This is a genomic window from Nonomuraea sp. NPDC003804 (assembly GCF_040610675.1).
In the GTDB taxonomy this organism is placed as follows: Bacteria; Actinomycetota; Actinomycetes; order Streptosporangiales; family Streptosporangiaceae; genus Nonomuraea.
Map to the genome: position 1 here is coordinate 1 of NZ_JBEXMT010000036.1, position 26,926 is coordinate 26,926.

General features: G+C 70.5%; 23 protein-coding genes, 1 tRNA gene, 1 other RNA gene and 1 pseudogene. 11 read left to right on the plus strand and 15 right to left on the minus strand.

Going from position 1 to position 26,926, the window contains the following annotated elements; all coding sequences use genetic code 11:
- From ABZX22_RS37090 to ABZX22_RS37100, 3 genes are all read right to left on the minus strand, one after another.
- Positions 1–408: DUF5063 domain-containing protein (locus ABZX22_RS37090; protein ID WP_354919059.1), on the minus strand; the 408-nt coding region annotated here is incomplete at its 3' end.
- Positions 401–1,000, minus strand: a complete 600-nt coding sequence (recR, locus tag ABZX22_RS37095; protein WP_354919062.1) for a recombination mediator RecR — start codon at positions 998–1,000, stop codon at positions 401–403. The genes recR and ABZX22_RS37090, both read right to left, overlap by 8 nt.
- A 3-nt stretch (positions 1,001–1,003) precedes the next feature.
- A complete protein-coding gene (locus tag ABZX22_RS37100; RefSeq protein ID WP_354919065.1) occupies positions 1,004–1,354 on the minus strand; it encodes a YbaB/EbfC family nucleoid-associated protein in 351 nt (116 codons plus the stop codon).
- A gap of 333 nt (positions 1,355–1,687) precedes the next feature.
- On the opposite strand from ABZX22_RS37100, the gene ABZX22_RS37105 reads away from it, so the two are divergent.
- Positions 1,688–3,067, plus strand: coding sequence for a GAF domain-containing protein (locus ABZX22_RS37105; protein ID WP_354919068.1), 1,380 nt, complete (start codon positions 1,688–1,690; stop codon positions 3,065–3,067).
- Between the two features lie 1,673 nt (positions 3,068–4,740).
- On the opposite strand, the pseudogene ABZX22_RS37110 reads toward ABZX22_RS37105, so the two are convergent.
- Together ABZX22_RS37110 and ffs are read right to left on the minus strand one after the other, a co-directional pair.
- Positions 4,741–6,552: pseudogene (locus ABZX22_RS37110) on the minus strand (DNA polymerase III subunit gamma and tau); the annotation flags it as partial.
- A 31-nt stretch (positions 6,553–6,583) separates the two neighbouring features.
- Positions 6,584–6,679, minus strand: an RNA gene (gene ffs, locus ABZX22_RS37115) — signal recognition particle sRNA small type.
- An 83-nt stretch (positions 6,680–6,762) separates the two neighbouring features.
- Here ffs and ABZX22_RS37120 point away from each other — a divergent pair.
- Both ABZX22_RS37120 and ABZX22_RS37125 read left to right on the plus strand, forming a co-directional pair.
- Positions 6,763–6,847, plus strand: a tRNA-Ser gene (locus ABZX22_RS37120).
- Positions 6,848–7,485: 638 nt separating this feature from the next.
- The gene (locus ABZX22_RS37125; RefSeq protein ID WP_354919297.1) at positions 7,486–8,388 is read left to right on the plus strand and encodes an MBL fold metallo-hydrolase; all 903 of its coding nucleotides are present in this window, start codon (positions 7,486–7,488) and stop codon (positions 8,386–8,388) included.
- A gap of 115 nt (positions 8,389–8,503) precedes the next feature.
- Here the strand turns inward: ABZX22_RS37125 and ABZX22_RS37130 are convergent, their stop codons facing one another.
- The 3 genes from ABZX22_RS37130 to ABZX22_RS37140 form a co-directional block, all read right to left on the minus strand.
- Positions 8,504–9,835, minus strand: coding sequence for a diacylglycerol kinase family protein (locus tag ABZX22_RS37130; RefSeq protein ID WP_354919070.1), 1,332 nt, complete (start codon positions 9,833–9,835; stop codon positions 8,504–8,506).
- 251 nt (positions 9,836–10,086) lie between these two features.
- On the minus strand, positions 10,087–10,608 hold the full coding sequence (locus tag ABZX22_RS37135; RefSeq protein WP_354919073.1) for a hypothetical protein: 522 nt from the start codon (positions 10,606–10,608) through the stop codon (positions 10,087–10,089).
- A gap of 13 nt (positions 10,609–10,621) precedes the next feature.
- Positions 10,622–11,494, minus strand: a complete 873-nt coding sequence (locus tag ABZX22_RS37140) for an oxidoreductase (protein WP_354919076.1) — start codon at positions 11,492–11,494, stop codon at positions 10,622–10,624.
- A 62-nt stretch (positions 11,495–11,556) separates the two neighbouring features.
- Here ABZX22_RS37140 and ABZX22_RS37145 point away from each other — a divergent pair, with 62 nt between their 5' ends.
- The gene (locus ABZX22_RS37145) at positions 11,557–11,916 is read left to right on the plus strand and encodes a hypothetical protein (RefSeq protein ID WP_354919079.1); all 360 of its coding nucleotides are present in this window, start codon (positions 11,557–11,559) and stop codon (positions 11,914–11,916) included.
- A 45-nt stretch (positions 11,917–11,961) separates the two neighbouring features.
- Here the strand turns inward: ABZX22_RS37145 and ABZX22_RS37150 are convergent, their stop codons facing one another.
- Genes ABZX22_RS37150 through ABZX22_RS37160 form a run of 3 tightly spaced genes read right to left on the minus strand, consistent with a single transcriptional unit; the run spans position 11,962 to position 14,979 of the window.
- Positions 11,962–13,059, minus strand: coding sequence for a LacI family DNA-binding transcriptional regulator (locus tag ABZX22_RS37150; protein ID WP_354919081.1), 1,098 nt, complete (start codon positions 13,057–13,059; stop codon positions 11,962–11,964).
- Positions 13,060–13,071: 12 nt separating this feature from the next.
- A complete protein-coding gene (locus ABZX22_RS37155; RefSeq protein WP_354919084.1) occupies positions 13,072–13,971 on the minus strand; it encodes a PfkB family carbohydrate kinase in 900 nt (299 codons plus the stop codon).
- Between the two features lie 6 nt (positions 13,972–13,977).
- Positions 13,978–14,979: an SIS domain-containing protein gene (locus ABZX22_RS37160; protein ID WP_354919087.1), complete on the minus strand. Its 1,002-nt coding sequence runs from the start codon at positions 14,977–14,979 to the stop codon at positions 13,978–13,980.
- Positions 14,980–15,202: 223 nt separating this feature from the next.
- Here ABZX22_RS37160 and ABZX22_RS37165 point away from each other — a divergent pair, with 223 nt between their 5' ends.
- The 4 genes from ABZX22_RS37165 (at position 15,203) to ABZX22_RS37180 (ending at position 19,361) form a co-directional block, all read left to right on the plus strand.
- Complete coding sequence (locus tag ABZX22_RS37165; RefSeq protein ID WP_354919090.1) at positions 15,203–16,516, plus strand: extracellular solute-binding protein; 1,314 nt, start codon at positions 15,203–15,205, stop codon at positions 16,514–16,516.
- Between the two features lie 2 nt (positions 16,517–16,518).
- Positions 16,519–17,406 (plus strand): sugar ABC transporter permease, encoded by an 888-nt coding sequence (locus ABZX22_RS37170; protein WP_354919093.1) that lies wholly within the window; start codon positions 16,519–16,521, stop codon positions 17,404–17,406.
- A complete protein-coding gene (locus ABZX22_RS37175; RefSeq protein WP_354919096.1) occupies positions 17,403–18,236 on the plus strand; it encodes a carbohydrate ABC transporter permease in 834 nt (277 codons plus the stop codon). Before ABZX22_RS37170 ends, ABZX22_RS37175 begins: the two co-directional genes overlap by 4 nt.
- Before the next feature lie 141 nt (positions 18,237–18,377).
- A complete protein-coding gene (locus ABZX22_RS37180) occupies positions 18,378–19,361 on the plus strand; it encodes an aldo/keto reductase (RefSeq protein WP_354919099.1) in 984 nt (327 codons plus the stop codon).
- Between the two features lie 41 nt (positions 19,362–19,402).
- On the opposite strand, the gene ABZX22_RS37185 is transcribed toward ABZX22_RS37180, so the two are convergent.
- Positions 19,403–20,044: a LysE family translocator gene (locus ABZX22_RS37185; protein ID WP_354919102.1), complete on the minus strand. Its 642-nt coding sequence runs from the start codon at positions 20,042–20,044 to the stop codon at positions 19,403–19,405.
- Between the two features lie 60 nt (positions 20,045–20,104).
- Between ABZX22_RS37185 and ABZX22_RS37190 the strand changes: the two genes are divergently transcribed.
- From ABZX22_RS37190 to ABZX22_RS37200, 3 genes are all read left to right on the plus strand, one after another.
- Positions 20,105–21,055, plus strand: a complete 951-nt coding sequence (locus tag ABZX22_RS37190) for a neutral zinc metallopeptidase (RefSeq protein WP_354919104.1) — start codon at positions 20,105–20,107, stop codon at positions 21,053–21,055.
- A 140-nt stretch (positions 21,056–21,195) separates the two neighbouring features.
- Entirely contained in the window at positions 21,196–22,047 is an 852-nt protein-coding gene (locus ABZX22_RS37195; protein ID WP_354919107.1) for a neutral zinc metallopeptidase, read from the plus strand.
- Positions 22,048–22,113: 66 nt separating this feature from the next.
- Positions 22,114–22,410, plus strand: coding sequence for a type II toxin-antitoxin system VapB family antitoxin (locus ABZX22_RS37200; protein ID WP_354919110.1), 297 nt, complete (start codon positions 22,114–22,116; stop codon positions 22,408–22,410).
- A gap of 828 nt (positions 22,411–23,238) precedes the next feature.
- Here ABZX22_RS37200 and ABZX22_RS37205 read toward each other — a convergent pair.
- From ABZX22_RS37205 to ABZX22_RS37215, 3 genes are all read right to left on the minus strand, one after another.
- Positions 23,239–24,114 (minus strand): aminoglycoside phosphotransferase family protein, encoded by an 876-nt coding sequence (locus ABZX22_RS37205; RefSeq protein WP_354919112.1) that lies wholly within the window; start codon positions 24,112–24,114, stop codon positions 23,239–23,241.
- 338 nt (positions 24,115–24,452) lie between these two features.
- Entirely contained in the window at positions 24,453–25,223 is a 771-nt protein-coding gene (locus ABZX22_RS37210; RefSeq protein ID WP_354919115.1) for a CAP domain-containing protein, read from the minus strand.
- 183 nt (positions 25,224–25,406) lie between these two features.
- Positions 25,407–25,718: a hypothetical protein gene (locus tag ABZX22_RS37215; RefSeq protein ID WP_354919118.1), complete on the minus strand. Its 312-nt coding sequence runs from the start codon at positions 25,716–25,718 to the stop codon at positions 25,407–25,409.
- Between the last annotated feature and the right edge of the window lie 1,208 nt (positions 25,719–26,926).

The following is a 26,926-nucleotide window of genomic DNA, read 5'->3' on the forward strand; positions in this document are numbered from 1 at the left end:
CAGCGCCTCCAGCGGCCGCCCCGCGTGGTAGTGGCGCAGGCCGTGGATGAGGTCGGCGGCCACCGCCGTCAGGTCGTCGGACAGCCGGTACGGCGTGACGGCGGTGTCCTTGTAGGGGTCGAACACCTCGACGTAGTCGTCGACCGCTTCCATCCGCTCGGCCAGCGCCGTACGGACCCCGTCGACGTCGGGGTCCTCGCTCAGCGGCGGCTCCCAGTTGCCGGACAGGATGATGTCCTGGCTGGCGCCGAGCTGGGCGCCGGCCAGGCTCACCTGCGCCACCTCGACGAGCAGCAACGACCAGATGGCGTCGCCGCCCTCTCCGCCCGCCACCCTGCTCAGGCCGTCCAGATAGTTCTGCGCGTGCCCTGCGATCTCGTCGGCGAGAGCGCTCCACTGATCAGACATCCAGCAGCCTCCGTCCTTCGAACGCGCGGCCCAGGGTGACCTCGTCGGCGTACTCGAGATCACCGCCCACAGGCAGGCCGCTGGCCAGTCGTGTCACTTTCACGCCCATCGGCTTCACCAACCGGGCGAGATAGGTCGCCGTCGCCTCCCCCTCGAGGTTGGGGTCGGTGGCGAGGATGAGCTCGGTCACCCGGCCGTCGGCCAGGCGGGTCATCAGCTCACGGATGCGCAGGTCGTCGGGGCCGATGCCGTCGATCGGGCTGATCGCCCCGCCGAGCACGTGGTAGGTGCCGCGGAACTCGCGCGTCTTCTCGATCGCGACGACGTCCTTCGACTCCTCCACCACGCAGATCACCTGGGGGTCGCGCCGCGCGTCGCGGCAGATCCGGCACTCCTCCTCCGAGGCGACGTTGCCGCACACGCGGCAGAACCGGACCTTCTCCTTGACCTCGAGCAACGCGTGGGCCAGCCGCTTGACGTCCACGGGATCGGCCGCCAGCAGGTGGAAGGCGATCCGCTGCGCGCTCTTGGGACCGACGCCCGGGAGCATCCCCAGCTCGTCGATCAGGTTCTGGACGACCCCCTCGTACATGGCCTAGAACCCTGGAAGCTGGCCGAGACCACCGCCGCCGAGCCCCTGGGCCAGCGGGCCCAGCTTCTCCTGCTGCAGGTCGGACGCCGCGCGTACGGCGTCGCGAACGGCCGCGATGACCAGGTCGGCGATCGTGTCGGCGGTGTCCTGCGGGTCGTCGGCGTCGATGACGCTCGGATTGATCTTCAGCTCGAGCAGCTCGCCAGATCCGTTGACGACAGCCGTGACCAGACCGCCCCCGGCCGAGCCCTCGATCTGCGCATCGTTGAGCTCCTGCTGGGCGCTCACGAGCTGCTGCTGCATGAGCTGAGCCTGCTCCAGCAGCTGCTGCAGGTTGACATCCCCTGGGTTCACCTTCGTGCGCTCCTCGTCGGCTCCGCGTTCATAACTGTCACGAGCCTACGGTGTCTGAGCGCCGACATGTACTGGTGGGCACATGCGTTGCGACTTTGTCGACGATCGCGGCGTCATGGCCGGGTCCCAGCCCCCCTCCAGCGTCCGGGACCCGGCCATCACGCCGACAGGAGCGGCCGCGCCACGCCGGCGTGATGGGAGGAAGCTAGCGCCCACAACGTTGCACACACGTTGCGAGCGATCAATCACCCTTAGCAATCCCCCGAACGGCTTGCGCGAGAGAGGTGATAACACGGATGCTTCGCCGTACAGCATGACTACCTGGAGTGGCCAATGAGTTACGGTCGGCGGCTACGCCGGATCCTGGAGACAGGGGTCGGTGCGCCGCGCCAGCTGATCAACGCCTCCTGGCAGCGCTCGATGGAGGCCGGCGTCGACCCCGAGAGCCAGGCGGCGCCGCTGGTCTACGACGGCTCTCTCATCAAGGACGTCCGCCAGGCGCATCCCCTTCAGCCCGTCCTGCCCATGCTCGCGCACACGCTGAAGCGGATGGCCGACGAGTCCGCGCACATCATGATCGTGACGGACGCCGAGGGCCGCATCCTGTGGCGCGACGGCGACTCCGGCACCATGCGCCGCGCCGACCTGGTCGGACTGGCCGACGGGCACCACTGGTCGGAGATGTCCGTGGGCACCAACGGCATCGGCACCGCCCTCGCCACCCGCAGACCCGTCCACGTCTACTCGGCGGAGCACCTGTTGCGCGTGCTCCACTGCTGGTCGTGCAGTTCGGCGCCGATCCTCGACCCCGACAGCGGCGGCGTCCTCGGCTGCGTCGACGTGAGCGGCACCACCCGCAGCCTCCACCCCGCCACCGTCGCGCTGGTCGACACCACGGCCAAGCTCGCCGAGGCGCAGCTGGCGCTCATGATGCACGAACGCGACGAGCGCCTGCGCCGCCGCTACGACTCCCTCATGCGGCGCTCCGGCGTCCTGGTCACCGCCACCGGGCGGGTCCTGTCCGGCGACCCGGGAGGCCTGCTCGGCTCCCGCATCCGGCTCCCCGAACCCGGCACCACGGTCTGCCCCGACGGGATCCTCGAACCGTTCTTCGACGGGTACCTGCTGTTCCCTGGCGAACGGCCGGAGGCGCTGCCGCTGCGGCTCACCTTCCTCGGCGAGGGACAACCCACGGTCCGGTACGGCGACCACACGATGACCGTCTCCCTGCGACACGCCGAGATCCTCACCCTGCTGGCCCTCTACCCGCGAGGGCTCACCTCGGAGCAGCTCTCCTGTCACCTCTACGGCGACGACGGCAACCCCGCGACCATTCGCGCCGAGATCTACCGCCTGCGCGCCCAGCTCGGCGGGGCGGTCGCGGCCAAGCCGTACCGGCTGCTCGTCCCCGTGGCCGCCGACTTCCTCGAACTGAAGCGGCTGCTCGCCGGCAACGACCCCGCCGCCGTGGCCCGCGCCTACACGGGGCCGCTGCTGCCCCGCTCCGAGTCGCCCGAGATCAGGTGCGCGCGCGACGAGCTCGAGGTGCAGGTACGCGCCAGCCTCCTCACCGGCGGTACCGCCGACGACCTGTGGGCGTACGCGCAGACGACCAACGGCCGCGACGACCCCCAGGTGCTGGAACGGGTGGCCGCCACCCTGCCCTCCAGCGACCACCGCGCGGCCGCCGCCCGCGCCCGCCTGTCCCCCTGACCGCGGTCCTCCTGAACCGTCCTCCACGACACCGGCAGTCGCTCACCTTGCCCGCGAACGGCGCCTTCACGCTCGCGTTCTCCGGTCACCGCGTCTCGACCGACGGACGCCCGGCCCCTGCCTGACGGGCGCCGCCCCCTCTGATCAACGGCTCCACGCGGACCGCAGGACCGGAATCCCGTGCGGATCGCAGGACCGGTATCCCGGAACATGCCGATCGGCACGGCACGATCGAGCCCCAGCCGTCCGTGCGTCTCACCGCTCCAGCGCCTGTCGGCGAGGTCCGAGCCGTCAACGCCCCCTCGCCCGGCGGCCTGCCCGAGTGCCGATGTCCCCCACCACCGGGCCACTCCACTCCCTGCCCGGTCTCGACCCGACCGCCGCGGGCGGCTCGAGCTCCAGCACCTCCGCCCCGGCTCCGACAGGGCCCGACGCGACCTCCCTGGCAAGTCGAGCTTCCCGGGTCAACCGCGGGCCGGTCAGGTGTGGTCGATCTCGCCGATCATCTGCGCGCCGAGCTCCCGCTGCAGGAGGGCCATGCCGCTGAGCTCGTCGACGTCCGCGTCGGCGTCGTTGAGGGGATCGACCTCGTCGACCTCCGAGCCGCGGTTCCGCCCCGGGATCGCGTCGGGCCAGCCACCCGCCTGCCCGCCGGCTTTTCCGCCGCCCTGCCGCGATGTGGGCTGGCGCGGGCCTGCCTGCGCGGCCGCCTGCGCCGCCGACCTCGCCGCGGCCAGTCCAGGGCTGGATGTACGGCTGGTCGCCTGGGCGGGACTGGGCATGGGCGGCGTGCCGTAGTCGTGGTCGTCGGGCGCCTGGGGCCACGACTCGTCGGTCGTGAGTCGCTCCCCGGCCCCGCCCGTGTCGCCGGCGGCCTGTGCCGCCGACCCTGACGCCTGGTCGGATCCGGCCCCGGCCGACTGGCCCGCGCCGCCTGACCAGTCGCCCTGAGCCTCGCCGCCGCCCGGCCGGTCGCCGCTCTGCGGGCCGCCCGAGACGTCGCCCTGCCCGCCACCCGCCGGCCCGCCACCGGCAGTACCCCCGGAACCGCCGGGGCCGCCAGGGCTGCCCTGTCCACCAGGACCGGCAGGCCCACCGGCACCGCCTGGTCCACCGAATCCACCGGAACCGGCAGCGCCGGCTTCGCCGGCCCCACCAGTACCAGGCCCGTTCGCCCCACCAGCGCCGGGACCGCCGAACCCACCACCACCGGGACCTGCACCGCCGGAAACCCCGGCACCGCCAGGCCCGAGGCCACCGGGACCAGCCCCGCCCGGCCCGACCCCGCCGGAAGCACCGACGCCGCCAGGTCCGCCGGGACCACCCGCATTACCGGCTCCGCCCGGACCACCGGGGCTGCCGGGACCGCCGGGTCCGCCCGCATTACCGGCTCCGCCCGGCCCACCAGCGTTGCCGGGACCGCCGGCACCGCCGAAGCCGCCGGGACCGCCGCCCTGGCCGCTCTGGATCGCCGAGCCGTCCGGCTGCGTGGAGCCCATGGACCCACCCGAGGCGTCCCAACCGCCCGCCGCAGGACCGCCCGAAACAGCACCGCCCGAGGCGGGACCGCCCGAAGCGCCAGGGCCGCCCGGCACGCGGGGGCCGGCTTGGGCGTTGCGGCCGCCCTGGGGAACGGGCGCGCCGCCCACGACGGCCTCGACCCGCCACGTGCCGCCCAGCACGTCGCCGAGCGCCCCGGCCACGACGGCGTCCTTGCCGCCACCGGTGAAGTTCTTCATCGCGCCGACCTGGCTGAACCCGAGCGTGACCAGGTTTCCCTCGACGCCGACGACCTGGGCGTTGGTGTTGACGTTCGCCCAGACGACGATGCTGCGCTTCTTCAGCGCGGCCAGAACGGCGGGCCACTGCTGCTGGAGCGGGCCGACGCCGCTGCCCGTCGCGGCAGGGGCGGAGGCAGGAGTGGGAGCGTGGTGGACGGGCTCGGATTGCTGCGCGGGTGCTCCTGGCCGCACGGGCTCGGGCCAGTCGACGTCGCCCCCGGTGACCCCACCGGAAGCGGCACCACCCGACGCCGCACCATCCGATGCGTGACCGCCCGACGCGGCACCACCGGAAGCATGACCCCCTGGAGCGGCACCAGCGGAAGCGGCACCGGCCGCGGGGGCGCCGTCCATGACCGCGCCGCCCGGCCTCGCGCCGCTCGAAGCCGGGCCATTCGTCGCGAGATCACCGGCAGCCGCGCCGCCTCCAACGGGTCCGCCACCGGCGTAAGAGTCACCGGCGGAAGCGCGGGAGGAAGGGCCGGGAACCGTGGCCGCGGGGCCGCCTGCCGTACCGGAAGACGAGCGGGCGGCCATCTGGGCGACGACCCCGCCGCGCTCCAGGCGTTCGAGGCGGGCCAGCAGGGCCGCCTCCCCCTGGGCGGCGGCGGGCAGCAGCACCCGCGCGCACATCAGCTCCAGCAGCAGCCGCGGCGAGGTGGCGCCGCGCATCTCGGTGAGTCCCGCGTTGAAGACCTCCGCCGCGCGGGTCAGCTCGGCGGGGCCCATGGAGGCCGCCTGGGCCACCAGGCGGTCGAGCTCGTCGGCGGGGCGGTCGAGCAGCCCGCTGGAGGCCGCCTCGGGAACGTTGGCGAGGATGACCAGGTCACGGAAGCGCTCGAGCAGGTCGGCGGCGAACCGCCGGGGATCGTGGCCGCCCTCGATCACCCTGTTGACCGTCTGGAAGACCGCCGCTCCCTCACGCTTGGCGAAGGCGCCGACCACCTCGTCCAGCAGGTCGCCGTCGGTGTAGCCGAGCAGGGACACGGCCTTGGCGTAGGTGATGCCGTCGTCCTCCGCGCCCGCGAGCAACTGGTCGAGGATGGACAGCGAGTCACGCGCCGACCCCGCGCCCGCGCGCACGACCAGCGGCAGGGCGGCCGGCTCGAACGGCACGCTCTCGGAGGTGAGGATCTCCTCCATCAGCGCCTTGAGCGTGGCCGGCGGCATCAGCCTGAACGGGTAGTGGTGGGTACGCGACTTGATGGTGCCGATGACCTTTTCCGGCTCCGTCGTCGCGAAAATGAACTTCAGGTGCGGCGGAGGCTCCTCGACGAGCTTGAGCAGCGCGTTGAAACCCTCGCGGGTCACCATGTGCGCCTCGTCGATGATGTAGATCTTGTAGCGCGCGGAGACGGGGGCGAAGAACGCCCGCTCGCGCAGGTCACGCGCGTCGTCGACGCCACCGTGGGACGCCGCGTCGATCTCGATGACGTCGAGGTGGCCGGGACCCGTGGGCGCGAGCGCCACACAGGACTCGCACTCGCCGCAGGGGTCGGGCGTCGGACCCTTCTCACAGTTGAGCGAGCGCGCCAGGATGCGGGCGCTGGACGTCTTACCGCAGCCCCGAGGACCGCTGAACAGGTAGGCGTGGTTGATCCGGCCGGTGCGCAGTGCCTGCCGCAAGGGGTCGGTGACGTGCTCCTGACCCTTGACCTCGGCGAAGGTTCCGGGCCGGTACTTGCGGTAAAGCGCAAGACTCATGCGACCATCCCGCCTGGGAGGGGGCTTCCAATGAAGAGACCCCTCGCGCACCCGCCAGAGCCCGCTTATCCTTGCTGCCTTCCGGCCCTGGGGAGGTTCACAGGATGACGCCGCGCGAGGGGTCCTCCGACAGTCTAGCCCCGTACGGCAGTGCTCGCTCACGTTGAATGGTGGTCTCTTCAGTGTGAAGAGTCCGGTAAGCTTCTCGACGGAGGATTCGCCTAGTGGCCGAGGGCGCACGCTTGGAAAGCGTGTATAGGGCAACCTATCGGGGGTTCAAATCCCCCATCCTCCGCGCCTGGTTGAGGCAGTAAAACGCGAAGGGGCCGACCATACCCAGTCGGCCCCTTCGTCCTGTCCAGTCTCAGTTTTAGTCTCAGTGGGCCTCTTCGGAGGGCTCGTCCCCCTCCGCGCCCGGTTCCCAGAGCAGGCCGTCAACCTCGTGGTCATCGATCTCGACCTGCCAAAGCCCGGACACGCTCCACCGCCAGAATTGGACCGTTCTGGCATCCGTGACGGTGCCGACGTGTTCGCGGCCCTGTGCGCCGAGCAGGGGCAGGAACTGCCCCTGGAGACCTTCCAGGTACGCCTGATCAGCGAGGTCTCCAGTAATGGCAAGGTCCCAAAGGGAAGATCACCAGGGTTCCGGCTCACGTCGAGACGGAATCAGGTGGATGGGTCAGCCTTGTCCACACACGTAGTAGAGAGCCGGCACCTCTCGCAGACCTTGAGCTCACTCGGGTCATGGGCCCTTCAGTAGCGGTCACCACGGCCGGTTCCGGCCTCGGACGTCGACGGCCCCGCCGTACCCGCAGCGTCTCCTTGTCCAGGTCTGTGGTCACCCACCGGGAGCGACCCGCCCGGGGGCGGCATCGGTCCAGGGCCCGATCGGGTGAAGGTCAACCCCGCGCCTGACGAAAGACGGCCGTGGCGATGCGGGTGAGCGAGCGGATCAACGGGTTGTCGTTGGCGCTCTTCCAGGCGACGACGAGGGGGCTGGGCGGCATGTCGGCCAGGGGGACGGCGGTGACCGTCCTGGTCGTCGAGACCGGGATGGGTCCAGGCAACGCGGAAACCGTCCTCGAGTTCGCCACCGCGTACGCGCGCGGCCGCAAGCTGTACCTGACCACGACACACTTCCACCCCGAGCACGCCTTCGGCGCCCAGGTGTTCGCGGGGGAGGCGACGTTCCTGATCAACCGCGCGCAAGCCGAAGACCTGGCCGCGAAGGGCCCCGGTTACCTCGACATGTTCAAGGGACTCGGCGAACCGGTCGCCCGGCAGCTGGAGGGCGTCGCACTCGCCACGCCGGACGTCGTCTATGACGACTCCTACGACCTCGACCTGGGTGGCCGGGTGGTACGGCTGCGGGCCACCGGACGGGCGCACAGCAAGGGCGACCAGGTGATCACGGTGCCCGACGCCGGGGTGATGTTCACCGGCGACCTCGTGGAGGCAGGGCAGTTCGCGATCTTCCCGTGGTTCCCGCCACACGACACCGACGTGTCCGGCATCCGGTGGATCGCGGTGATGCAGCGACTGGCCGAGCAGAGCCCGCGAGTGGTGGTCCCGGGCCACGGCGACATCGGCGGCCCGGAGCTGCTGGCCGATGTCCGCGACTATCTCCAGCTGCTGCGCGACGAAACCTGGGTACGCCGCGACTCGGCCATGAGCGAGGAGACGATCAAAGAGGAAGTCACGGCCCTGATGATCGCGCGCCACCCGGAATGGGACGGGCAGGAGTGGATCGAGAAGGGCGTCGGCTGCCTGTGCGCCGAACACGTCGGCGGACCTCAGCAACGGCCGCAGGGCCAGGTGGACACGCTCACGGAGTAGTCGCCTCCCGCGTCCGGCGGGAACCAGACCGACATCACGACCTGAGCGCCCTCGACACCCTTCACCACACATTCCTCACCCTCAGACGAGTCCTCGCCGGCGTGATGCGCGCGTGTCATGGGGACTGGTGTTGTCGTGGGGAGACGGCCAGGTGCCACAGCCGGCGCCAGTCCAGGCGTGGCCGGGCGCGGGCCGTTCCGCGTCGGCTGCCGGCCGGTACGCGCACGCGCAGGACCCCAGGCTGGATACGGCAGTGCACCGGGGTCGCGACCATGAGCGCCTCCCCGTCGACCCCCACGGGGATCTCCGGCACGTCGGCATCGATGACGGCTTCGCGGGCGGTGAGCGAGGTCAGCCCGCCCGACCGGCCCCTGCGGATCAGGCCGACGGCCTGCACGGCGTTGTCCACCTTGACGCTGAGGACGCCGAGGACCCCCGAGTCCAGGCGGGCACGACGGCCGAGGCCGGCGGGGTCTCCCACGTGGTAGGGGTTGTTGCTCACCAGTACGGCCTGCGGATCCTCGACGGTCACGGTGTCGGTCCGTACGGTGAGGCGGGGGCCGCGCTGACCCGTAAGGAGTTCGGGCAGCATCTCCAAGGTGGTGTGCGTCTTGTCATCGCGATAGGCGGGGCTTTGCACGATGGCCGCGTAGGCGCCGAAGGACGCGTTGTTGACGAAGACCCGATCGTTGATGCGTCCCAGGTCGACGCGGATCTCCACGCCTTCGTCGAGCGCTGCCAGGCACGTGGAGGGGTCGTTCCGATCCAGCCCGAGGTCCATGGCGAAGTGATTGCGGGTGCCCGCGGAAATGACCATGAAAGGGACGCCGTGCTCGGCCGCCACAGCGGCCACCAGGGCCTGCGTTCCGTCGCCACCCGCGACGCCCAGGAGGTCCGCGCCTTCGGCCACGGCCTTGCGCGCCAGCTCGGTCACGTCCTGGTGATGGGCCGGGTCGAGAAGCGCGACCTGCGCTCCACGTTCTCGCGCCTTGGCCACCAGGTCGAACGCGCTCACCTTTCCCCCGCCCGAGCGTGGGTTCATGATCAGGAACGGACGCCTGAGCGGGAGCGCCGGGAACTCCCGTGAAGAGGCAGGCTCGGAGCCCATGCCGAGAGCGACCCGGCCGGTGAGCACGGCCAGCATCATCAGGACGCCCGACATGACCACCGGCCCGAGCATCCCGACGATCGCATACCTGACGAGCACGGCGACGGGGACGGCGATGACCAACACGGCCGCGCACGCGCGTGCCACGCCGCGATGGGTGAGCGCCCACCACAGCGCGGCGACGGTAAGGGCCAGCCCCGCCACTCCGAGGCCGAGGAGCGTGATGCTGCGGAGCCCCGCGGAGGCCATCGGAATCACCGCGGCGGCCGCCGCCGTGACAAGAGAGAGGCGGGCGATCCAGGTCCGCGTCCGGCTGGTGCGGCTTGTGGCGGTGTTCACGGGCGCTCCTGAGACCTGTATCCCCCCATGGCACCGCCATCACGCCAACCGGGCGTCACCCGGCTGAGGTGACTCCCGCGGTACGGCCCGCCGCTTCGCGTAAGTCCGGGGCGGCGCCACGGCACGGTCCGGGCCAGGAGCCGGACGCGACGGCGTGCCCGAACAGTCCGCCGGCCGTCCACCCGCCCGGCCCCGGCCGCAGGGCCGCGACTCGTACGGGTCTGCCGGCTCGTCGCCTGACCGGCACGCGCTCAGGCCGCGACGGGTCCTCGGGGGCCGGGTGTGAGGTACGGCTGGTCCGCGTAGCGGTAGAGCTGCACCACGAACCAGATGGCGGCGACGAGGGCGGCGAGCGCCACCCAGGGCGTCCCGGGGATCACGTAGCCGGAAAGAAGCTCGGCGGACAGGGCGACCGTGACCACCCATCGCAGCGTGTCGAACGTCGAGGCCGTCGGCGGGTCGTTCTGGGCGCGGGCGCGTTTGACGATCCCGTCGGCGATGAACCAGATCGTGAGGATGACGGCGATGCTGTGCAGGAGGCCGATGAAGAGGAACCGGCCGAGCCCGACGAACATCGCCAGCGACAGCACCATCGCCACCACGGCGCTCGCGTGGGCCGGGCCGAACACCGTGTCGTTCCCGGCCTTCATGCTCGACAGCCCGAGGACGACCAGGAGCCAGCCGACCGGGTCGACGAGAATGTCGAACCCGAACAGGCTCAGGGTGAAGAAAGCGATCAGGAGACCGGCCGCGACCCGGCGGAGGGGGAGCACACGGAAGATCGTCTCACTGTCCGGCCGGATTCTCCAGAGTGGAGATGTCTTCCGGGCTGAGCTCGAGGGTGCCCGCGGCGACGTTCTCCTCCAGGTGCTCCAGGGAGCCGGTGCCGGGGATCGGGAGGATGTTCGGTGACCGGGCCAGCAGCCAGGCCAGCGCCACCTGCGGCACGGTCGCGCGGTGGCGGGCGGCGACAGCGTCCAGGCGCTCGGTCGTGATCGGCTGGAAACCGCCGACCGGGAAGAACGGGACGTAGGCGATGCCCGCTTCCGCGCAGGCGTCGACGAGCGGGTCGTCGTCACGCCTGGCCAGGTTGTAGAGGTTCTGGACGCAGGCGATCGGCGTGATCGTGCGGGCTTCGGCGAGCTCGGCGGCGGTGACGTTGGAGACGCCGAGGTGGCGGATCAGGCCCTCGTCGCGCAGCGCGCACAGCGTTTCCAGGGGGCCGGCCGGCGGTGTCACGGCACGGTCGAGGTCGCCCAGCCGCAGGTTCGCCACGTCCAGGCGGTCGACGCCGAGCGAGCGCAGGTTCGCCTCGATGCCGCGGCGCAGGTTGTCAGGGGTGAGACCGGTCTTCTCCGCCGCGGGCAGGGCCAGGTCGGAGCCCTCGACCAGTGCCCCGACCTTGGTCACGATCACCAGGTCGTCCGGGTAGGGGTGCAGCGCCTCCCTGATCAGCTCGTTGGCCGCCACGCCGTCGCGCGCGTAGTAGTGCGAGGTGTCGATGTGGTTCACCCCGAGTTCGACCGCCCGGCGCAGGATGGCCAGGGCCGTCTCCCGGGTGGGCCGGTCGCCTTTCGGCCAACCGGTCAGCTTCATCGCGCCGTAGCCGATCCTCGCGACGCTCAGATCGCCGCCGAGTGCCCATCGTTCCGTCGTCACGTTCACCCACCCTAGACGTCGTGCGGGAGGCGCCGACAAAGGCGCCGTGATCAACTGTCCCCATGGAAGCCGTCATAGCGGGGCTCATCGCCATCGGGGGAACGCTGTTGGGTTCCCTCGTCACCTACCTCTTCCAGCAGAGAGCCACCCAGCGGGCCGAACAGTTCACGATCTCCGCCCGGCTGCGCGAGGAACGCATGACCGTCTACAGCGGTTTCGCCGGTGCCGTTCTGCAGTTCAGGACAGCGCAGTACGACCGCGCCCTGCGCGCCTTCGAAGGCAAGCCGACGCCGGCCTACGACGAGGCCAAGGCGACCTCCTACCGGCTCCGCGCGTCCGCCTGGCATGCTTTGCCGCAGCGGTCGCGGCCGTCCGTGACCGGATCCCCTGGCGTTACTCGGGAGCTGCCGGAAGACGCGTGAACGGCCGGCCGCCGGCGGGCCGGCCGAGGAGCGCCCGGCCCGTTCTCAGGGCGCCATCGGTGGGGTGACCGAGGAGCGCACGATCAGTCGCGACCTCAGGGTGTGCATCTCGCCGCGCGGCTCCGCGCCGCCGATCGTGTCCAGCAGCACCTGGGCCGCCTTGGCCCCCAGCTCGTGCACCGGCTGTTCGATCATCGTCAGCGGCGGCTCCATGACCGCCGCCCACGAGCTGTCGTCGAACCCGATCAGCGCCACGTCGCGCGGGCAGGCCAGCCCCGCCGTCCGCAGCGCCCGCAGCGCTCCGGTCACCGCGTCGGTCTCGGTGCAGAAGACGGCGGTGATGCGGTCGGGCAGGGCGAGCATGCGGGTGACCTCCTCGGTCGCCCGCTCCTCGGTCTTGGGCCCGACCATCACCAGTTCGGGGTCGAAGGGGATGCGGGCGTCGTCGAGCGCGTCGAGGTAGCCGCGCAGCCGCTCGCCGTCCGTCCACAGGTTGCGCGACGCCTCGGCCAGCAGCCCGCGCCTGGTCGCGGGCGCTTCGGGCGCGGGCGGCCCCCACACGAACCCGATCCTGCGGTGGCCCGCCGCGATCAGCGCCTCGACCGCCTCCCTGGCCGCGTCGCGGTTGTCGATGACGACGGCGTCGAGGTCGAGGGCGGCGACCGCGCGGTCCACGAGCACGACGGGGATGCCCCGCTCGACCGCCGCCTTGATGTGGGCGACCTCGCCCTTGCCGATCGCCGCCGAGGCGACGATGAAGCCGTCGACGCGCTTGTCGATGAGCACGTTCGTCGCCGCGACCTCCTCGTCGAGGTCCTCGTACGTGCTCAGCACGATCGTGTCGAAGCCTCTGGCGCGGGAGGTGTCGCAGATGCCGCGCACCACGCCGGCGAAGAACGGGTTGCCGATGTCGGCGACGATCACGCCGAGGGTGTGGCTGACGCCGGTCGACATGCTGCGCGCCAGCGCGTTGGCCCGGTAGCCGAGCTTCTCGGCGGCGGCGAGCACCCGTTCCCGCAGCTCGGGGCTGACGTATCCGTACCCGCCGAGTGTCCGGGCCGCGGTGGCCCGGCCGACGCCGGCCTCGGCGGCCACCTCGGAGATCGTCGGCGGTCCCGCCGCGCGGCCCCGGTCAGCTGGCATGGATGACGTCCCTCATTTCTCGCGTTCGGAGCCTGGCCACATGCTAGCCAGGGCCCGCCGTTCGACGGGCCGCCCGTGGCCGAACGCGCCTTCGACGAAGCACTGCCGGTAGGCGCTGTCAGCGCCGTCGTGCAGGGCCCGCTCGATCATGCGCTCCGACGGTCGCCGGCCGGCCGTCCACCCGGCGCGCAGCAGGGAGACGGCGAAGCCGGCCAGGAAGGCGTCGCCGCAGCCCATGGTGTCGACGACGGCGTCCTGCGCGACGGGGCGGGCCGGGGCCGCGACGGTCACGCGGCCGTCGTGGGCGATCGCGCCCGCCACGCCGCGGGTGGCCAGCGCCAGGCCCGCGCCCCGCCGTACGGCGTCGGCGAGCAGCGCGCGGGTGGCGCCCTCGTCGAGGTGGGAGCACGAGAGCAGCACCAGGTCGGCGTGCGGGCAGACGCGGTCGAGGTAGGCGGGGGCGCGGTAGTCCTCCTCGCTCGACAGGTCGAAGCTCACGAGCGTGTCGAGCTTGGGCAGCTCGCTCTCGCTGCGGGAGTAGACGCTGGAGTGCACCAGGTCGAAGGACGAGGCGTGGTCGAGCAGTTCGCCGTCGAGCGCGAGCGGCTCCCGGACCGTGACGCCGCCGCCGTTCCAGCCGAGGAAGACCCGGTCGCCGTCGTCGACGCGCAGGGTGGAGACCCCGGTCTCGCCCTGCCGTACGACGCAGTGGTCGACGGCGACGCCCTGCGCGGCGATCGACTCGCGGAGGAAGCCGCCGAGGTCGTCGTCGCCGAAGACCCCCAGGTAGGCGGCTTCGACGCCGAGGCGGCCGGCGTAGACGGCGACGTTCACGCTGTTGCCGCCCGGATAGTCGATGCCGCGGTCGACGAACCGGTCGACGATGTTGTCGCCGAAGCCGAGGACTCTCATGGAGGCTCAGTAGTCCATGACGCGGTAGTAGCGGCGCAGGTCGAGTGAGTGGTCCCGGACCCGCTCCAGGTGCTTGCTCACCCTGCCCATCACGGTGTCGAGCACGAGGGGCGCGAGCAGGCCGCGGAACTCGGGGCTGATGCCGTCGAGCGGGTAGTCGCGGGTGTCGAAGACGGTGACGTCCTTGGAGATGCGCCTGGCGAAGGACTCGACGCGGTCGGTGAGGGCGCGCGTCTCGTCCTCACCCTGGAAGACGATCACGCTGGTGTCCTCTTCGAGCAGTTCGAGCGAGCCGTGGAAGAACTCGGCGCTGTGCACCCGCGTGGTGCGCAGCCACTGCATCTCCTCGAGGATGCACATCGAGTAGAGGTAGGTGAAGCCCCAGAGGTTTCCGCCGCCGACGAGGAAGTGGTAGTCGGTGTCCTGGTGGGCCTCGGCGAAGGCCGCGGCCACGGGTTCGGCCTGCTTCGCCACCTCGAGCAGGACGCCGGGGATGCCCGCGAGCTCGGCGGCGAGCTTGTCGTAGCCGTCGAACTCGCCCCTGCGCGACAGCAGGCGTCCCATGAACAGCAGCATCTGGGGGTCGAACGGCCAGGCCTTCGGCTCGGAGACGAGCGCGACGTCGACCTTGGTGGCGACGGGCGAGTCGGGGTAGCCGGTGAAACCGATCGTGTAGGCGCCCTTGGCCTTGCAGTACTCGATGGCGCGGACGCTGTCGTCGGTCGTGCCCGTCACCGAGGTGAAGATCGCCGCGGTGCGCTCGCCCAGGCCCGCGTCGCCCGAGGCGATCAGCTCGGCCGCGATCACCGCCCGTACGGCGAGGCGGGACGAACGCCTGGCCAGGTGCTCGTACGGCCACATCTGCGCGTAGGTGCCGCCGGCGCCGACCAGGAGGAGGTTGTCGAACCCCTCCTCCACGAGGCGGTCGGCGACCTCCTCGATCCGCGGGCGCAGGGCCACGGCGCTCGCCAGCTGGGAGAGGAATTCGGGCTCGTTGAAGCCGAGCATGTTCGGGTCCTTTCGGGAGTGACGCGACCTGATACCGGTATCACGCGGGGATCACGCTGGCACAGCGCAACCTTCTCCGTCAACTGTTCAGCAGGTCAGAGGTGGCGAGCCGAGAAGGAAGATCTTTTCGACTTCCCTCTGGTACCGGTATCAGATCGGCTGTACAGTCGGCCCTCACCACGCGGATCCGAGGTGCCGAGGCACTCCGAGAGAAAGGAAGCCCATGCGTCCTCGCCCATTGACGACGCTGGCCGTACTGGCCGGGTCACTCGCCCTCACCGGCTGCTCAGGCGGTACGGCGCCGGCTCCGGCCGCCGACGTCGCGGCGAAACCGGACTTCTCCGGCACGCTCAGCGTCCTCACCAAGTTCGCGGGCGATCCGCTGAGCCCGTACTTCGAGAAGCTCGCCGCCGCCTACCAGAAGCGGCACCCTGGCGTGAAGGTCGAGCTCATCCAGGAGACCGACCAGAGCATCAAGGACAAGACCAAGACCCTGACCGCCTCCGACGCGCTGCCCGACGTCTACTTCACCTGGACGGGCAACTGGGCGGAGAACTTCGTCCGCGGCGGCAGGGCGGCCGACCTGACGAAGGTGATCGGCCCCGGCACCGAGTGGGGTCGCACCTTCGGCGAGTCCTCACTGTCCGCCTTCGCCTTCGACGGCAAGTACTACGGCATCCCGCTCTACAACAACGGCAAGTTCATGGGCTACAACAAGGCCGCCTTCGCCAAGGCGGGCGTCAAGGTGCCCACCACGTTCGAGGAGCTCGTCGGCAGCTGCCGGGCGCTGCGCAAGGCGGGCTACGAGCCGATCGCGTTCGGCAACAAGGACGGCTGGCCCGCGCTGCACTACCTGCAGCAGCTGTTCGCCTACGACGTGCCAGGCGAGACCCGCGAGGCCGACGTCCGCCCCGCCACGGCCAAACTCGACCACCCCGGCTACCTCGCCGCGCTCAAGCAGTTCAAGACCCTCGTCACCGACTGCACCGACACCGGCAGCGGCACCAACGGCGTCCTGTACACCTCGGCGCAGGAGGCGTTCGCCAACGGCAAGGCCGCCATGTACTACCAGGAGATCCTGGAGTTCGACAGCACGACCGCCGGCCGGGGGCTCACCCCCGAGGACTTCGGCATCTTCCCGCTGCCCGTCCCCTCGGGCGCCGCGGGCGACCCCAAGGTCATCGAGGGCGCGCCGGAGGGCTACCTGATCAACGCCAGGTCGCCGCGCGCCGCGCTCGCCGTCGACTTCATGAAGTTCGTGACCGAGGTCGAGAACGCCAAGGTCCTCTCCTCTCCCCCGTACGGCCAGCCCAGCACCGTCGTCGGCGCCGTCACGCCCGAGACGTCCAGCAAGGCGGTGTTCGAGGGCATCGAGCTGGTCAACGCCGCGCCCCGGCTGGCCAGCTGGCTCGACATGGTCACCGTCCCCGAGGTCGCCGACGCCTGGCTGGCCGGCGGCGAGGCCCTCATCAGCGGCGGCCGGACCCCCGAGCAGGTGCTCGAGAGCGTGCGCCAGGCCTCCCGGACGGCCCGGTAGCCGTGCGCGCCGTCACTCGCCGGGCGGCCGGGCTCGCGTGGGTCGCCCCTGCCCTCGTGCTGGTCGGGGTGTTCGTCTACCTGCCGCTCGCGCAGAACATCGGGTTCAGCACCCTCAAGTGGGACATCTACAGCGGCGGCCAGGAGTACGTCGGCCTGGACAACTACCGCAGGCTGCTCGACGACCCCGTCTTCTGGTCGTCGTTCGGCAACAACCTGCTGTACGCGGTGATCTCGATCGTGTTCCAGGTCTTCGGCGCGCTCGTGCTGGCCGCGCTCATCGAGAGCATCCGCAGCGAGAGGTGGCGGCGCGGCCTGCGGGCGGTCTACTTCATCCCCTCGGCGATCTCGCTGACCGTCGCGGGCCTGCTGTTCTACTTCATCTACGAGCCGAGCCTGGGCCCGCTCAACCACGCGCTGGAGGCGGTGGGCCTGGGCCGGTTCGACCACTCGTGGCTCGGCCAGGAGAGCACGGCGATGCCGGCGGTCATCGCGATGAGCCAGTGGCAGGGCTTCGGCTACTCCACGCTGCTGTTCGCCGTCGCCATCCAGCGCATCCCCGCCGAGCTGTACGGCGCCGCGGCCATCGACGGCACCGGACCGGTCCGCCGCTTCACGCACGTGACCGTGCCCCTGGTGCGCGAGATGACCGGGCTCATGACGATGGTGACCATCTCCGGGGCGTTCCAGGTGTTCAACGAGGTCATGGTCATGACCAGCGGCGGCCCGAACAACTCGACCCAGGTCATGGGCACGTGGCTGTACCGCAGCGGCTTCGTGCGCAACAACTTCGGCTACGCCGCCGCCATCGCCACGCTGATCTTCGTCATCACGCTCGGCATCGCCATGGCGCAGCTGTGGTTCACGCGCAAGAGAAGGGTGGACTGGTGAGGCGACTGAGCTTTCTCGGCCTGGTCGCGCGGGTGTTCATGTGGGCCTTCCTGCTCGCCCTCGCGGTTGTCGTGGTCTATCCCCTGCTGTGGATGGTCCTCAACGGGTTCAAGTCGAACGCCGAGCTGTTCGGCGACCCGTTCGCGCTGCCCGTCGACTGGAGCTTCGCCAACTACCGGAAGGCGTGGAACAGGGGGGTCGACGACTACCTGACCACCAGCGTGCTGGTCACCGTCACCTCGACGATCGCCACCGTCTTCGTCAGCGCGTGGGCCGCCTACGGACTGACCCGCGTCAGCATCCCGTTCCCCAAGGCGGTCACCGCGGCCATCCTCGGCGGGCTCATGCTGGCTCCCACCGTGGCGCTCGTGCCGCTGGTGAAGATGTTCCAGGCGATGGGGCTCTACAACAGCTTCTGGGCGCTGCTCATCCTGTACACCGCCTTCCGCGTGCCGTTCACGACCTTCCTCATCCGCGCCTACATGATCGACCTCCCGCGCGAGGTGGACGAGGCCGCGGAGATGGACGGCGCGGGCCGCTGGACCGCCTTCTGGCGCGTCATCCTCCCCATGAGCAAGCCGATCATCACCTCGACGATCATGCTGCACGTCCTGTTCGCGTGGAACGAGTACCTCTTCGCGATGGTCTTCACCAGCGGCAGCGGCGTGCAGACCCTGCCGGTCGGGCTGACCAGCCTGATGAGCAAGCACGGCACCGACTACCCGGTGGTGTTCGCGGGGATGATGATCGCGGCGCTTCCCGTGGTGCTGCTGTTCTTCCTCGGCCAGCGCTACATCGTCAAAGGCCTCGCCGACGGCATCGGAAAGTGAGCGGCCGCGGGCCGCCGAGCTGTGTGGTGGAACGCTGCCTGTCCGCGCTCGCCTGACCGCATGGGGAGCGCCGCCCGCCGGCGAGGAGCTCCCCAGGCGGGCGATTGGACAGGTCAGCGGGGTGCGCTTGATGCTGGGCGCATGGAACAGCGGACATTCGGCAGGACAGGCCGGCGCGTCTCCGTCGTCGGCCTGGGCACGTGGCAGCTCGGCGCCGACTGGGGCGAGGTCGCCGAGAAGGACGCGCTGGCGGTTCTCGACGCGGCCGTCGAGGCGGGCGTGACCTTCTTCGACACCGCCGACGTGTACGGCGACGGCCGCAGCGAGCAGCTGATCGGCGCCTACCTGCGCGAGCGTCCCGACGCGGACGTGCTGGTGGCGACCAAGATGGGCCGGAGGGTCGCGCTGGACCCCGCTCTCTACACGCTCGACAACTTCCGCGCCTGGACGGACCGGTCCCGCGCGAACCTGGGCGTCGACCGGCTGGACCTGGTGCAGCTGCACTGCCCGCCGACCTCCGTCTACTCCTCGCAGGCCGTCTTCGACGCTCTCGACACGCTCGTCGAGGAGGGCGGGATCGCCGCCTACGGGGTGAGCGTGGAGACCTGCGACGAGGCGCTGACCGCGATCGAGCGGCCCGGCACCGCCGGCGTACAGATCATCTTCAACGCCTTCAGGATGAAGCCGCTGGAGCGCGTGCTGCCCGCGGCGGCGGACAAGGGGGTGGGGATCATCGCCAGGGTCCCGCTGGCCTCGGGGCTGCTGTCGGGCAGGTACACCAAGGACACGGTCTTCCCCGCGGACGACCACCGGTCCTACAACCGGCACGGCGAGCGCTTCGACCAGGGCGAGACATTCTCCGGCATCGACTTCGCCTCCGGGGTGGAGGCGGCGGCGGAGTTCGCGGCGCTGGCTCCCGAGGGGGTCTCGCCCGCGCAGGCGGCGCTGCGCTGGGTCATCCAGCAGCCGGGCGTGACGGCGGTCATCCCCGGCGCCCGCTCGCCCGAGCAGGCGCGGGCCAACGCGGAGGCCGCCGCGCTGCCGGCGCTGCCCGAGGCGACGCTGCGGGCCGTACGGGACCTGTATGACCGGAGGATCCGCGCCCAGGTGCACCACCGCTGGTGACCTCCCGTCACGGGGACGTCAGAAGGTCACCGGCGCCGCCGTCAGGCGGCGACCACCGCGCGCGAGCGGTCCATGGCCAGGTGGATGGCCATGCCGCCGAGGACGGTGCCCATGAAGTAGCGCTGGACGCGCACCCACAGCGGGCGACTGGCCAGGAACGCGGCCAGCGTGCCGGCGGAGATCGCGATCAGGCCGTTGACGACGGTGCCGATGGCGACCTGGACCGAGCCCAGCGCGAGGCTCTGGAGCAGGATGTGCCCGGCCTGGGGGTCGATGAACTGCGGCAGCAGCGACAGGTAGAGAATCGCGATCTTCGGGTTGAGCAGGCAGGTGACAAGCCCCATGGAGAAGAGCCTGCGCGGCGAGACGGGCTCCAGTTCCCTCGGCTCGAACACCGAGCCGCCGCCGGGCTTGAGCGCCTTCCACGCCAACCATCCGAGGTAGGCCGCGCCGGCCAGCTTCAGCGCCGTGTACGCCGCGGGCACCAGCGCGAAGATCGCGGTGAGGCCGAGGCACGTGGCGGTCAGGTAGAGCGTGAAGCCGAGCATCACGCCCATCAACGAGATGAGGCCCGCCCGCCTGCCTTGGGTGATCGAGCGAGAGATCAGATAGATCATGTTCGGTCCCGGGGTGAGGACCATGCCGAGCGACACCAATGCAATCCCGATAAGTCCACCCATCATGTGCCCCATTTTGCACAATTACGGAGCGTATTTGACCAATGACCCGGGAAGGGCATCGACATGCAGTTCGAGGACGATGCCGAGCTTGACCCCTCCCAGGTCGAGGACGTCAGAGCCGCCGGGCCCGGACCAGGGCCGGGCCGGGGGCCGAGCGGCGGCATGCTGCCCGGCGGCTGCTCCGTCCCGGTCGGCGGCAAGGGCGCCGGCTGCCTGCTCCTGCTGGTCGGCATCGCCGCACTGTTCCTGTTCCAGATCGTCCCGACGAACATCTCCATCGACGAGCCCGCCCGCCAACCCCAGCAGTCGCTGCCCGCGCCACAGGGGTCGCCGAGCGGCAACCTGGCCGCCCGCTGCCGTACCGGCGCGGACGCCGACCAGTCGGAGGACTGCCGCATCGTCGGCACCGTCAACAGCATCCAGGCCTACTGGCGGCAGGCCTTCGCCGAGCGCGACCGCACCTACACCCCGGCCAAGACCGTGCTGTTCTCCCGGGCCGTCAACACCGCCTGCGGCCCGGCCGACGCCTCGGTCGGCCCGTTCTACTGCCCCGCCGACCAGAAGGTGTACCTCGACCTGACGTTCTTCGACACCCTCCAGCGCGACTTCGGCGCGAAGGGCGGCCCCTTCGCCCAGGCGTACGTGATCGCCCACGAGTACGGTCACCACATCCAGAACCTGGTCGGCACCATGGACAGGGTCGGCCACGGCCGACGGGGCGCCACCAGCGGCGCCGTCCGCCTCGAACTGCAGGCCGACTGCTACGCGGGCGTGTGGGCCCACAACGCGGTGCGCACCGGCTTCTACACCCAGCCGTTCACGCAGGCCGACATCGACGAGGCCCTCAGCGCCGCCTCGGCCGTCGGCGACGACAGCATCCAGCGCCGGACCACGGGCATGGTCGTGCCCGACGCCTTCACCCACGGCACCTCCGCGCAACGCGAGAAGTGGTTCAGCACCGGCTACGAGAGCGGCGACCCCGGCCGCTGCGACACCTTCACCGGAGGCATCTGATCCTGATGCCATCTGATCCCGGTGCCATCTGACCCCGGCGGCATCTGACCCCGGTGCCATCTGAGCCCGGTGGCATCTGATCGGGGCCGGTCGGCCCGGGTGCCGGACTGATCACCCCGGCCCCGGGCAGATGCGAGGGCATGGATTTCCGAGACCAGGCCGACCTCGACGCCTCACAGGTCGAGGAGCGCACCGGCGGCGGCCGTTTCCCCGGCGGCGGGCTCGCCGTGGGCGGCATCACCGGCATCATCGCGCTGATCGCGGCCCTCGTCTTCGGGGTGAACCCCGGGGACATCATGGGCCGCGAACCTGAAGGGTTACCGCCCACCGCCAACCTGTCCGCGCAGTGCAGGAAAGGCTCGGACGCCGACCAGTCGGACAAGTGCCGCGTCGTCGGCGTCGTCAACAGCATCCAGGAGTACTGGAGCGGGCTCGACGGCTACCGGCCCGCCAAGACGGTCCTGTTCTCCCAGGCGACGAACACCGGCTGCGGAGCGGCCGACTCCTCCGTCGGGCCGTTCTACTGCCCGCGCGACGAGCAGGTCTACCTCGACCTGAGCTTCTTCGACGTCCTGCAGTCCAGGTTCGGCGCCGAAGGCGGGCCTTTCGCGCAGGCCTACGTGATCGCCCACGAGTACGGTCACCACGTGCAGAACCTGACCGGCCAGATGGACCGCGTCGGCCAGGACCGGCAGGGCCCCGACAGCGGATCGGTGAAGCTCGAACTGCAGGCCGACTGCTACGCCGGCGTCTGGGCCAAGCACGCCGTGGACACCGGGTTCTACGAGAAGCCGTTCACCCGCTCCGACATCCAGCAGGCGCTCGACGCGGCGGCGGCGGTCGGCGACGACCGGATCCAGGAGCGCACCCAGGGCAGGGTCGACCCCGAGGCGTTCACGCACGGCACGGCGCAGCAGCGCGTCAGGTGGTTCACCACCGGATACGAGACGGGCTCCCCGGAGCAGTGCGACACCTTCCAGAGGGGCGTCTGACCGTTCCAAAGGGCGCCTGACCTGCAAAGAAGGCGAAAAGGTGGAATCTCTTCTAAAATCGATGGGGTGATCTTTAAGTTGGTCGGCGACGGTCGCCCATATCCAGAACACGGTCTGAGCAATCGCGAATGGGCGCAGATCCCTCCGCGGCAGGTCCGGCTCGACTCGCTGGTCACCACCAAGGCGATGCTCGACCTGCACTCGCTGCTGGCCGCCGACTCGACGTTCTACGGCGACCTGTTCCCCCACGTGGTGCAGTGGCAGGGCGAGCTCTACCTGGAGGACGGCCTGCACCGCGCCCTGCGGGCCGCGCTCCACCAGCGCTCGATCCTCCACGCCCGGGTCCTGGAACTGCCCTCGTGACCCACGACGAGGACGACGCGAAGGGCCGTTGATCGCTGACGATCGACGGCCCTTTCCACGATCCGCCACGACCGTGACGATTCCCATGGCCCGCGAGCGGCAACGTTCCAGGTGACGGTTTCCCTGGTCATGGGGGTTCGCCATGGGTCACCCACCGCCTCAGCCCGGCACGCCACCGCCGTACGTCCGCATGGTCGTGCCCGTCCATCCGCGGCACGTCAGGTCGGTCACCAAGCGGCGCGGCCTGAGCCCGGCAACCCACCTGGCGCACTTCGCGCTGACCGTGGCCACGTGCGGTCTGTGGGGGCTGTTCGTGTGGCTGCCCTGGTGGGCCTTCCGCATGCTCGTGCGGCGGAAGTCGACCACGCACTACTACTACTCGTGGCAACCGAAAAGGGCCGCCCGTCGGCGACCCTTCCCAGAAGCGGTCGTGGTGGGATTCGAACCAGAACCGCACGCCTTCTTGGCCTTCGGTGACGCGGATCGTAGCCCGCAGAGGCCGGGATGAGGCCACATGGTTCCGGACGAACTCGAACGGTCTCGGCCGAGCCGTTCCCCCGAATCGCGGGAAGCTTGGACCACACCGGCCGTGACGCCGGGCACGCCGCGGCGATGCTGGTGTCCGGGCGAGTGGGATGAGCAGGCGACGGCCGACTTGATCGAGGCGCGAGCGGAGCGGCTGCGGCTGTTTGAGGTCCCTCGCGGGCTGCCGTGACGGGGCACCGTGCCACCCACCTCGGACGCCGAGAAGCAGCGGATCGCGGCCCGCGCCTGAGACAGAGAACGCCCCGCCCATCGGGGCGAGGCGTTGGTTTTGCCATGTGCTGGCTATCGGGTGCGGTACTCCACCCAGGCACAGCCGGCGGAGACAGCGCGACTACGGAACTCGCGACCCTCCTCGACGTACATGGCCTTGTAGAGACGGAACAGCGTCCACAAGGCGGCGAGCCCGGTCACCGCACGCTCTGGCGCCGACGCCCATGCGGGCGCCAGGAGCTCCTCGGCCTGGGCGGGCGTGTGCCCGGCCTCGATCAGGCGCGGCGCGAGCATGACCGCGTCCACCCAAGGGGCGCCGCCGGCAGCGAACCCCCAGTCGATGACCCGCACGCCCTCAGCCGTGACCATGAGGTTGCCGGCGTGCAGGTCGTAGTGCAGGAGCGCGCCACCGGCCAGGGCGGCGACGTCGAACCCCTCGATGGCGGCGGTGTACATCGCCTGGTCGGGCACCTCGTGAGAGGGCTTGGCCATCAGGTGCCTGCCTTTGGCCAGGAGGAACTCGACGTTGTCGGCGACGAGGGGCGCCCCCTGCTCAGGTGCCTTGAGGGTGGCGAGCTTGCTGAGCGTTGCGAGGACCGCGGGCACGTCGGCCGAGCCGGGGGACAGGTCGGCGCGGCGGCCGGCGAGGTGCTCGAACAGCATCGCGATCCAGCCGTTGTCGTCGCCGCTCCACGTCATCCGCGGGGCCGGCGCGCTGGCGGGCAGGATCGTCCCGGCCCAGCGCTCCCGCTCGTACAGGTGGGCGGCCGGGCTGCCGAGCGGGACGGCCTTGAGAAACGCCTTGCCGCCGTCCTCCGTGTACAGGGTCGCGGCGATCCCCGGCATGAGGCCCTGATGCGCCGCCTCCGACTTCAGCACGAGTCCGACGACGTCCTGGACTTCGGCGCGCACCGTCGCGGGCAGTTGCTCCCACTGGGGCCTATCCAATTACCCCCATTAGTTGTCGCTAGTGGACGGCGAGCTGTTCGAGATCCTGGCGGTCGAACAGGCGGCGCAGGTGTTCAGCTGAGCGCCAGACCGAGGCCGGCCAGCTGCGATTGCGGTTCGGCCCGCCGCTGGAGGCGTGACCGCGTCGTCGTCCGTGAGCTCAGCATCGCGCTGGCGCGGTTCTCAGGTGAGCGAACGACGCTTTATCCGGGTCTGGAACGCCTATCCGACTGGACGCACGTGCAGCAAATCAGCAGGGACAGGGGCAGGTCATGCCCAATCATGCGCGTTCAAGGTGCGGGCGGGCTCGGTGGCCGAGACACCCGTCGTCGAGCGCATCACTGGTCGCAGCGTGTGAACATTTGTACGTATGTGTTGGCTGGGGTGGTGGACCCGTCGGCTGGGTCTGCGCTGCCCAACGCGATGCCGACGTACATGGTGGTGAACACCGGGCTGAGGATATTGGCTCGATGGTCGGGGCTATTCATCCACCAGTTGACGGCTGCCCGGGGCGTCACGCTCTCACGGCCTGCGCCCGTGTAGGTGTTCTCGGCGAGCCAGAACTGCTTGCAGGGGACGCGGATGCCGAAGCCCGCGTCCCGCGCACGGATTTCTGGGGTCGTCTTGGTCTCTGGGTTGATGTGTGGATCGCACAGATCGGGCTGTTTCTCCCTTGGGACGCAGTTCCCGACTTGCGCGACGGTTCCCCACCAGCGGAGTCTGGCTGCGTCATCAGCATGCCGCTGGGCGGCAATCTTGGCGGGCGGCGTCCCTCTGATCATCCGGCCTATCACGAGGGGGCGCAGCCGACGACCCACCGGCCTGAGGTGACGGGCGCGCGCCTCATTGACGAGACACAAGACCGCTTGTTCCATGTGGTATCGCTGCATTTTGTACGTCACACGTCCTACTGGCGTGTCGGGGAAAGCGGACTTATCGGGGTTGTACACCCAGTCCGCAAACTCGCACTGAGTGCTCTTGAGCTCAGCGAACGTATTGGCGGGGATCCCGGCTGTTGACTGGGCTGCAGACGTGGATGCCAGGGTCAACGCGACGGCGCCGGCCGATGTGAGAATGACGGCTTGCCGAAGACGCGATATGGGGCGCATCGCTTGCCTCCCTTCTGGGGGGCCTCGCTGGCAACTTAACAGCGGTCAGCTATCAGCCGAAACATGGCACTTATTCGGGTTGGGCAGACTGCTCTTTACCTAAAGGCCAATGGCACCCCACCGGCACCGAGCACCTCCCTTCGTGACCGCAATGGGTACCCGTCGTCGTCCATGAACCCAGCATCAGCGCCGGAGCCGCGGCCAGGTGGGCGTACGGCGCTTTGTCCGGGCGTATCCGGCCGTCCAGCGCAGCAGCCAACGCGCGTCGACCTCGCCGCGGAGGTGGGCGCGCTCGAACGCCCACATCTCGGCGGCAACCGCGACGTGCTCCAGCAGCTTCTGCCGCCAGCGGACAACGCGATCGCTTCGCGCCACGCCGCGCACCGTGACCCTGCCGAAGCCTGGAAAGTCGTTACCGACCTCGATGCTCACGATCTCCAGCTCAGCCGAGGCGCCGAAGTATCGGCGGCCGATCGCGAGACCGCCGGCGCGCAAGTCCCACTCGTCTTCGCACCTTGCACAGTGACCTTGATGACGTTCGATGGCAGGCCTGTCATGTGCTGGGCTCCTGCTCGTTCTCGTCGGGCTCCTGCCGCGTGTCCGCAGATTGGAGCCGCTGCAGCGTTTCCCGGATGCGCGCCATCGCCGCCTGTCCGAGGGGCCCAACCTCGGTACAGTCGGGCCAGCGCTGGGTACCGTCCGGAAGCCGGTGGCGTCGCCGCAGTTCGTCCTCAGGCACAAGCCCTCCTCAGCTGCAGGAGTCGGGGACCGGGGACCCGGTGTAGCCTCAACTCCCTGACCAGACCGCCAGGCGTGGGCGCGGCCAGCGTGCGCACGCACCTGCCGCACGTTGGGTCGGGGCACCTGCCAGCGGCCCACCACACGCCGTCGCGGCCCACTGTGATCCGCCAGCTCGGGTAGGCGGCGCGCAAGATCAGCGCCCGCAGGTTCTCGGACTGCGCGGGGGTCAGCCGGGAGACGGCGGCGGCGCATTCAGCACAGCACGTCATGCCGCCACCCCCGCTGCGGTGATACCTCGGCTCGGCGCGTTACTGCCCGGAGGAGCCCCACGAGGAGTAGACAGCCGAGGTGCCGCGCGGGCGGCCGTGCGGCGTCGGCGATGCATCGCGCTGGCGGGTGCGGCTCGATCACGCTCGGCATCCACCGCCCGGCGCGCGGCAGGTCGCGGCCACGCCTGATGGTCAGTGGCCAGGAGTGCGGCCGGGGCGCGGCACGCCGCGGCGAGGCTCCGGTCGAAGGGTGCGGCCGCCGTTGTGTCGACCAGTTCGAGGCGGGGCGTCGGCTGCTCGAGCGGCGCGACCTCACCGGCAGTGGCAGGCGCGGGAGACGCGAGGGCCTGCTCGGCGGGTTTCGTGGCGCAGTCGACCGGCGGAAACCAGTCGGTCGCCGGCATGTGCCGCCCCTGGATGCCCGCCGCGCGAATCAGGTCCCAGCGGGCGGCGATTGCCTCGGCGCTCGGCGTCACGTACGCATGCGCTGGCACGTGCCCGCAACCGGTCTCCCCGTGCTCGTAAGGGGCGTGACCGCAGACGCCGCAGCCCAGGGGAAGGGGCGGCCTCGAGGTACTGAAGCACGGGCCGTACACGGGCGTGTGAGTTGTATGTCCGGCTGTGGTGGAGCCTCGGTCGGGGGTCTAGGGTTGTCCACGGGTCGCACCTCCACGTGCGATCAAGGGCCCGTTC